The 7,899-nt window shown below is 63.2% G+C and carries 9 protein-coding genes; 4 read left to right on the top strand and 5 right to left on the bottom strand.

The annotated features are described in order from the left end of the window. On the bottom strand, nucleotides 1–189 hold a 189-nt coding region (locus Y705_RS22780; RefSeq protein ID WP_026533347.1), incomplete at its 3' end, for a hypothetical protein. Nucleotides 190–275: 86 nt separating this feature from the next. On the opposite strand from Y705_RS22780, the gene Y705_RS0114275 reads away from it, so the two are divergent. Together Y705_RS0114275 and Y705_RS0114270 are read left to right on the top strand one after the other, a co-directional pair. Then, on the top strand, nucleotides 276–1,274 hold the full coding sequence (locus Y705_RS0114275) for a DNA-binding protein (RefSeq protein WP_026533346.1): 999 nt from the start codon (nucleotides 276–278) through the stop codon (nucleotides 1,272–1,274). Continuing rightward, a complete protein-coding gene (locus tag Y705_RS0114270) occupies nucleotides 1,274–1,582 on the top strand; it encodes a hypothetical protein (RefSeq protein WP_026533345.1) in 309 nt (102 codons plus the stop codon). Before Y705_RS0114275 ends, Y705_RS0114270 begins: the two co-directional genes overlap by 1 nt. 339 nt (nucleotides 1,583–1,921) lie before the next feature. Here Y705_RS0114270 and Y705_RS0114260 read toward each other — a convergent pair whose 3' ends face one another. The 3 genes from Y705_RS0114260 to Y705_RS0114250 all read right to left on the bottom strand — a co-directional run bounded on the left by Y705_RS0114260 (nucleotide 1,922) and on the right by Y705_RS0114250 (nucleotide 6,174). Then, entirely contained in the window at nucleotides 1,922–2,542 is a 621-nt protein-coding gene (locus Y705_RS0114260) for a hypothetical protein (RefSeq protein WP_026533344.1), read from the bottom strand. Beyond that, nucleotides 2,539–4,464, bottom strand: coding sequence for a site-specific integrase (locus Y705_RS0114255; RefSeq protein ID WP_049822812.1), 1,926 nt, complete (start codon nucleotides 4,462–4,464; stop codon nucleotides 2,539–2,541). Before Y705_RS0114255 ends, Y705_RS0114260 begins: the two co-directional genes overlap by 4 nt. A gap of 588 nt (nucleotides 4,465–5,052) precedes the next feature. Further along, a complete protein-coding gene (locus tag Y705_RS0114250; protein WP_026533342.1) occupies nucleotides 5,053–6,174 on the bottom strand; it encodes a tyrosine-type recombinase/integrase in 1,122 nt (373 codons plus the stop codon). Between the two features lie 289 nt (nucleotides 6,175–6,463). On the opposite strand from Y705_RS0114250, the gene Y705_RS0114245 reads away from it, so the two are divergent. Beyond that, the gene (locus Y705_RS0114245) at nucleotides 6,464–6,886 is read left to right on the top strand and encodes a GNAT family N-acetyltransferase (RefSeq protein WP_026533341.1); all 423 of its coding nucleotides are present in this window, start codon (nucleotides 6,464–6,466) and stop codon (nucleotides 6,884–6,886) included. A gap of 64 nt (nucleotides 6,887–6,950) precedes the next feature. On the opposite strand, the gene Y705_RS0114240 is transcribed toward Y705_RS0114245, so the two are convergent. After that, nucleotides 6,951–7,442, bottom strand: a complete 492-nt coding sequence (locus Y705_RS0114240) for a MarR family winged helix-turn-helix transcriptional regulator (protein WP_049822811.1) — start codon at nucleotides 7,440–7,442, stop codon at nucleotides 6,951–6,953. Between the two features lie 63 nt (nucleotides 7,443–7,505). On the opposite strand from Y705_RS0114240, the gene Y705_RS20230 reads away from it, so the two are divergent. Next, nucleotides 7,506–7,899 (top strand): EamA family transporter (locus tag Y705_RS20230; protein ID WP_155850096.1); only part of this gene is annotated, 394 nt, incomplete at its 3' end.

Below are 7,899 nucleotides of genomic sequence, written 5' to 3'. Positions count from 1 at the left end.
GTGGATCTCCACGGGGTGCAGCCCGGCCGCCTTCCTGATCCCGGTGCCTGCCCGAATGGTGTCGACCGTATCTGTGAGGAGATCTGCGAACGCAACGGCCTCACCGTCGAACGCCACCCCGCTCGTTGGCGGTCCAACGGGTAATTCAACCCAGCGGGGCACCACCAGCATGGCCACGCCCGTGTCCATGGGGCAGAACTGGTCTTCTTGTCCCGGAGTAGTAATAGTAGTAAGATTACTACTATTACTATTACTAATTCCATCGATCGAGGGTCATGATGTCTGAGGTTTCGTCGCTTAGCGGTGACGCGGGGAGTGCGCGGGAGCGGGTCTTCGCCGCGTGTGAGCAGCTCACCGAGGCTGAGGAGCGGATCACGGTGGCCGCTGTCCGCCGGGTCGCTCAGGTGAGTATGCAGGATGCCTCTGATGGGGTCCGTGGGTGGCGGGAGTCCCGGTCCCAGGCCCAGGCAATGCCTGAACCGCCTGAGGCGGTGGCCCGGGCCCTGCGGATGGCGTGGGGTGTTGCTGTGAGATCAGCGCGTGCGGAGGTAGAACTGATAGCGGCCGAAGCGCGCCAGGGGTGCGAGCAAGCTGAAGCCGAAGCCGCCGGGTTGGTGATCGCGGTTACCGAAGCCGAATCTGCACGCGATTCCGCTCGCGCCCAGGTGGAACAGTTACGAACCGAGGGTGAGGCTGCGCGTGTTGAGGCTAGGGCTGCGCGTGAGCAGGCCATGGCCGCGGCGTTGGAGTTGGCGACGGAGCAGGGGCGCCGGCAGCAAGCCGAAGCCGAAGCCGTCGAGCTGGTTACCGCGGTCAGTGTTGCGGAGGCCACCCGCGGTACCGCGGTGGGGCAGGTGGCCCAGCTTCAGGACGCGGTGGAGGTCGTCCGGCAGGAGCGCGAGGAAGCACGGACTGAAACCGCCGCTGTACAGGGCACCCTCGTTGAGGAACGCCAGGCCAGGAAGCAGGCCGAGGATGAAGCGGTAAAGCTCTCCACAGTGGTTGCCGAGGCTGAAACGGGTCGCCGTGTGGCCCTGACCCAGGTGGAGCAACTGCAAGCCGGCCTTGAGAGTGCCCACGGGGATCTTGAGGAGTCCCGGTCAGCCGTTGATGCTGCCCGTAGCGAAGCTTCCACCGCGGCCCAGAAAGTGGCCCGGGAGCAAGGCCGCAGGGAACAAGCCGAAGCCGAAGCCACCCGCCTCCGAACCGAACTGGCAACAGCACCCGATCGCGACCGGGAAACTCCCACGGACAGCACTGTCAAAGGAAAGTGATGACGGGAAGCAGTGAAGGGACAGCAGGAAAGAGCCCCGGCACACAGGACGGGACTACACAGAAGGACCTCGCCCAGCATGACGCTGCACAGCATGAGGATGTGCAGGGCGAGCCGGTCAGGGCGCCTAGGTTTCTGACTCTCGGGCAGGTGGCGGAGGAGTTGAACACCAAGGAATCCTTGATCCTGGCGGAGGAGTTGAACACCAAGGAATCCTTGATCCGGGCATTGATCCGCACCGGTGAATTAGCGGCGATTCAGGTGGGTGGCCGTGGTTATCTCGAGTTTGGTGTGGCGGGCGGGTGGTGAAGAGGGTTCTGGCTTGGGGTTATGTCGGGTGCCGGGCTTTGTCGTTGTCTGAGTTTCGTGAGAATCATGGCCGTGGTTTTCGTGGTGGGTTGTGCGTGAGAGCTGGGTGCTGTGGCTGGGAAGCGGTTCTTGACGCTGGCTGAGGTTGGCGAGGTATTGAACATCTCCTCGTCTCAAACGTCCGCGCTGGTCAGGTCGAGGGGCTTGCCTTCAATCCAGATTGGGGGAGGGGTCAGTGGCGTGTTGAAGCCCATGTTTTGGAGGACTTCATTGCCCGTGCGTACGAGAGATCCGCTGCTGCTGCCCGAGAGGTTGCCGGTGCTGGGCGCCGGGGGAGTTCTAGCCGGTAGGAGTTGTGTCCGCGGTGGGCAGGGCGACCACGTTATTGTGGTGCTGGATGAGGAGCCGGTTGTTGCGTTGAGCTGCTCGTAGTTGGTCGCGGGTGTCTTGGAGTTCGTCATGCAGCAGGTGGAGTTGCTGTTCGGTGTCCTGGAGTTGATTGCGGGTGCGGGCGAGTGCGTTTTCCAGGTCCGTTATTCGGGTGGTGAGCTCATCGGTGGTGCGTGCTTCGAGTTGCGCTCCGACGCCGGCCTTGATGATGTTCCGGTATCTGTCTCTTTCGGCGGTTGCTGTGGCTAGTCGCGCCGCGAGGTGTGCCCGTTCAGCGGTAAGGCTTTGGATGCTCGGGGTGTGCCCGGGAGGGGTTTGCCTAGGTGCGGGGAGTGTTTGATGCTCGGCCGCGTGGAGGAAGGCCTGTTTGAGTTCCGGAACGTTATAGATCATCCAGGTGCTGACTCGGGCGTGTCGTGCGACGGCGGGCACAGTGATCGGGGTGGCGCTGTGGGCGAGGTGTTCGATGCTGCGCAGCACGGCGCCGCGTTTACGTCGACTGTCGGCCTGCTTGGCGGCAATGAGTTTCTCGGTCCGTGAGGCCAGCGGGTGTTGTTGGGGCGGGGTCATCGTCGTTTCGGGGTCAGGGGCAGCAGTTTCGGGCCGGTCCGTTGACCGATGGTGGTCGGGGCGGCGGCGAGGTTTTGGAGGAGGTCGGTTGCCTGGTCGATTTCTGCCTGCTGCTCGGTGGTGAGAGTGTTCTTGGCTTGGGTCAGGAGGGTGCGGATCCGCTTGTAGGAGGCGATTTCGGCGTTGATGCCCTGGAGGATCCAGTCCTCGGCTAGGGGTGCGGCGAGTTCGAGGTCGGCGGTGAGGGCGACGATGTGCGAATCGATGACCGGCAGGTGGGAGATGTTGGCCCGGAAGTAGGAGCACCCGCCGCATTTGCTGCGGGCAGGGCAGGCCTGGCCGCCGGCTTTGACGTTGGAGGGTTCGGTGCAAAGACCTAGGGGGGTGGCGACGGAGCTGCGCAGGTAGGCGGTGTATTCGCCGGGCGCGGAGGCCGTTCCGTCCCTGTTGACCGTTGTGGTGCTGACGATTCGGATCGCTTCTTCTTTGCGTTTGCGGTTCATCTGGATGTATCCGGCGGAGGTTTCGAACCTCTTGTGGTTCATGAGGTCCTTGATGACGTCCGGCGGTGTGTTGTTATCGGAGAGGCGTTGGGCGTAGGTGTGGTGCCAGGCGTAAAGGTTCAGCTTGCTGCGGTCGAAGTAGCGGGCGGTGCCTTCGGGCCCGTTGACGTATTCGGGCAGTTCTTTGATCCGGTCGATCCAGCGCCAGTAGTGGGTATGGAAACCGGTGGGGCTGATGTGGCTTTTCGCGGCGGGGCCGAAACCGCAGAGGGATGGGAACAGGTATTGGGCTGCATGGGGGTGGATGTCGGTGACCGTGTTAATTCGGGCGGTCCAGTCCTTGATGATGGTGGCCGTGGATGTGTGGATGGGCAGCTCCAGCCCGTAGTCGCCTGTTTTTGGTGCGTCGTAGCGGATGAAGGGTTGTCTATCATCGCTGTGGTGCAGGGCGTCGCGTTGGAGGGCGAGGACCTCGGTGGGGCGGCGTCCCAGATCGCGCAGCAGCTGGTAGATGGTTTGGAGCATGTGGGAGTGCAGCTCGGGTGGCCGACCCATGGCGTAGGGGGACTCGGCGGTGACGCTGAGCAGGTGGAGGTTGTTGTCTAGGATCCTGATGACGGAATCGGGGATGGCTTTGCTGGTCGGTGTTGGTTTCTCCGGTGTTGGTTTCTCCGGGGTGTCGAGCCGGTCAGCGCTCAGGAAGCGGAACGCGGGAGCGAGCTCGTGCAGTGCGGGTAGCTCCCGGCCATCGCGCAGCAGGCGTTTGAAGACGGAGAACATGTCGTGTTTGAGCCGCGCCGTCCGGGCGGTTCCGTCCGCCGCAGTGAGGTTGGCGTAGGCGTCGAAAACGGCGCGGGCGTTCTCGCGTTGCAGCCGGCCCGGCCGTGGCCCGTTAGGCCGCTTCAATAATGCCTGTGAGGCGATCGTGCAGGAGCGGACGAGTTCGCGGACCTGGTCTGCGGGCAGTTCCAGGGTGGTTGCGTACTGTTTGGCCGCGTCTTTCAGCCAGCCGACCGTGATGGGCGTGAAGTCGATGGTGCCCTTGCTGCAGCGGCGTTGGGTGGTCTGGTCTACTCGCAGTTCGAGCACGGCGGCGTCCCAGAGGTCCTCGTGACGCATGTCCTGGCCGGAGAATCGGTAGCGCCAGCGTGCGGCGCACAGTCTGCCGTAGTTCGTCAGGCCCAGTTCCAGTCGTCGTGGTCTGTTTTGTTCGAGCAGCTGACGGTGCAGGGTTTCCATGGTTCTGACGCGGGATTCAAGGGCGATGTGCAGGCATCGGCGGATGATGCGCGGGTCGAGGCGGTAGCCCTGTCGGTCGCGCTGCTGGAGGATCAGCAGGAACTCCAGGCGGAGGACCGGTGGGAGGTCCACGAGGCAGAATTCGTTGCCTTTCCACTGGTGTTGGATCGGGCGTGGCACGGCCAGGAACTGCTGCAGTGTTACTCCCTGCCGGCGTAGCCGCCGCCAAAGGAAGTGATGGCTTAGACAGGTCGTTGCCCCGTGCTTCCACTGCTCGAAGTTGCAGTGGGGAAGCGTGCAGCGTCCTCCTTTGGGGAACGCGCGGAGGCCTCGCGTCGGTAGGTTTCCAACGGGATCTGCCGGCTGGTGGATGAGCAGCGTTTCCGCCATGCGTGGTAGTGATGATAGCAGAGGCTGTGGTGTGATTCCAGGGCCCTGCAGGGTTTGCCCTGATAGATGACGGTGCACCGTGTCGTCCGGTCGGTGAAGCGGGCATGCCTGGACCGCGGTTGGCCTGCAGATCCTGCGGTCCTGGCCCCGTATTTGCAGGACTCGCAGCGTCCGGTCGCGGAGGGGGAAATCCCGGTGCAGTCGGGGCTCGTGCATGGATAGGCGGCGGTGAGCGGATTGGTGGGGTCCCCGGCAAAATGCCAGGCCGCCGGGTCCCATTCGGTAGGCCGCCAGGCCGTATCGAGCTGTGACTCGAGGAATTGCAGGTAGGTGAGGGTTTCCTCGACGGGGAACTCATCGGTAAGGATGCGGTGGGGATCAGTCATGCGCGGCTGTCCTTCGCTGTTCGAGGACGGCGGCCACGGCGACGCGTTTATCCTCCGCGGAGGCATGCAGGTAAACCTGGGTCGATTCAAGCTGACGGTGCCCGAGCAGCGCCTGGACCACATCGATCGGCACTCCCCCCGCTCGTACCCAGCGTGTTGCGGCGGTGTGGCGCAACTGGTGCGGTCGAAGACAGACGCCTGTGCCGGCTTCCCACCGCCGGAAGAGCGCGTGGACGCTCGAATAGGTCAGCGGTCCCGTCCGAGCACTGTTGCGCGAGTACAGGTTCAGGAACACATAATCGCCGGTCCCAGTCAGTCGGAGACGTTCGTCCTGGTAGTCGGCGTAGGCGTCCAGGATCTGCTCGGTCACCGGGACCGTTCGGGCGTCCGGGGACTTCGCCCACGCCCCGTTGGCATTGGCCCGGCGCTGGATGTGCAGGTGGGGCCCGCGTTCCAGGCACCCCGCGTAGGTCGATTCAGGAAGGAAATGAACATCCGACAGGCGCAGGCCGAGCGCTTCACCGATCCTCAGCCCGCAGTGCAGCAGCAACAGGACCAGCAGCACGTCCCGCGGCCGGCGCACGTGCCCCAGGAGGCGTTCCTGGTCCGCCAAGTTCAAGGCTGTGGGATGGTGGGTGATCTCCCTGGCCTTCAGCAGCCGGGAAACCACCGGCACCCGATGGCTGCCTCCGTCCCGATCGGTCACCGGATGCAGGACAACCGGCTGATAGAGCCGCGAGGGCAGATGCGGGTCGGCGTACCCGTGGCGGCTGCAGAACACCAGGAACTGCACCGCCGCGATGACATAAACATTGATCGTCTTACCCGAACGCGGCCGCACCCCGTCCGCGGCCCGTTCAAGGGCGAGTTTGTAGCGGACGAGATCCAGCAGGGACAGATCCCGCCAATCCACCCCGTTATCGGCCGCCCAGGACAGGAAAACCGCCAGCTTCTGCTGGTACGACCGCTGCGTGTTGATCGCACGGCCGGCGTTGGCCAGCCACAGAGCATAGACCCGGCAAGGCTCCGGAACCCGCCACGCCGAATCGACAACGACCCACACATCACGGCCGCTCGAAAGCTGGACCTCCATCGCGGAGAATCGCGTTCCCATGGGTGGAAGGTATCCAAGAATTCCGCAATTAAACAAGAGCAAATTCTGTGAAAACCACTGAAACACTAAAATGAATCAAAAGGCTCACGAATGAGCTAAACAGCAGCAAAACTCAGTGTCTGAGCTGATCTTGGCTCCAACGGCGCGGTTAGAAACAAAGATCCCCGTTAGCAAGTTAAAGGGGGTCATGGCTGGAAGTCAGTAGCTGACGAAACCCACAACACGATGGGCCTCCAGGCGCGTGGATGGCCTGCTCTTTCGATGGCTGGGCTTTGTGTTTGGATGAAGCATGACAACCATCGGTGTAGTAGATGCCAAGGACTTACTGCTCAGCGAAGTCCTCGCGCTCTACGGTGCGGTGGGGTGGCTGGCCTATACGAAAGACCCGGACAATCTTCGACGAGCGTTGGAGGGGTCCTCGACCCTTGTGGCTGCTCACGACGGGCAGACGCTGGTTGGGCTGGCTCGAGTTGTGTCCGACGGTGCCTCGATCTGCTACCTCCAGGACATCCTCGTGATGCCCTCACACCACAGGAGAGGTATTGGACGGGCTCTCGCTGAACGAGCGCTCGAACAGTACCCGCACGTGCGTCAGAAGGTCCTGATCACCGACGACGAGCCGCAACAGAAAGCGTTCTACGAAGCACTCGGCTACACCCAGACCGAAGAATTCGAAGGAGGATCTATCCGAGCCTTCGTACGGTTCGACTGATCACCAGAATGCTCTCAGGAATCGACTTGCGGACGCGTTCACGCTTAACCAGGCGCGAGCCGCGTCAGTGATCGAGGACGGCGAGGAGTGTTGCGAGGGTGTTCTGCTGCTTCTCATCGAGGGCGTCGAGGAAGTCCCGTTCCGCGGCGACGTGAAGAGGAAGAACCGCGTCGACGATGGTGCGGCCCTTGTCGGTGAGGCGTACCTGCTTGCCGCGTCCATCTCTCTGACTGGCGGTCCGTTCGATCAGCCCTTCGGTTTCGAGCTTGTTCAGGCGCTGGGCGATCGCACTGGAGGTCACCATCGAGCTCTTCGTCAGATCCTTGGGGCTCAGGGTGTAAGGCTCCCCGGAGCGGCGCAGGGTCGCCAGCACATCGAAAGTCGCAGCATCGATCCCGTGGAGGGCGAAGTTCCGCGCCAACCGGTCATCGACGCGTCGTGCCACCCGGGACAGGCGACCGATGACAGCCATCGGACTCACATCCACGTCGGGGCGTTCACGCTTCCACTGCCCCAGCACGGTCTCCACATGATTGGGTTGCTGTTCCTGCGCCATGACACCACCCTAACCAAAAGCTAAGCACTAAGATACTTTGGCTTAGTGCTTAGCAATCGGTGGATGGTTCTGCTCCTGACGTCCCTGGCTCCCTGCGTGTGGGGAACGACGTATCTCGTGGCCTCGGAATTGCTGCCGCCGGAGCGGCCCCTGCTGGCCGCGGTGCTGCGGTCCCTGCCGGCCGGTGTGCTCCTGGTGGTCCTGGTCCGCCGGCTGCCGATGGGGAGCTGGTGGTGGCGGGCGAGTGTCCTGGGGGTTCTGAACATCGGGGTGTTCTTCGCCCTGCTGTTTATTGCCGCGTACCGGCTCCCGGGTGGGGTCGCGGCCACGATCGGGGCTGTGCAACCCTTGCTGGTCGCCGTTCTCGCCTCCCGGTGGATCGGGGAGCAACTGACCGGCATGAAGATAGCGGCCGGCGCCGCGGGACTGGCGGGTGTCGCACTGCTTGTGCTGCAGG

The organism is Arthrobacter sp. H41, assembly GCF_000520535.1.
GTDB lineage: Bacteria > Actinomycetota > Actinomycetes > Actinomycetales > Micrococcaceae > Arthrobacter_D.
This window is presented reverse-complemented; position numbering and strand designations above follow the sequence as displayed.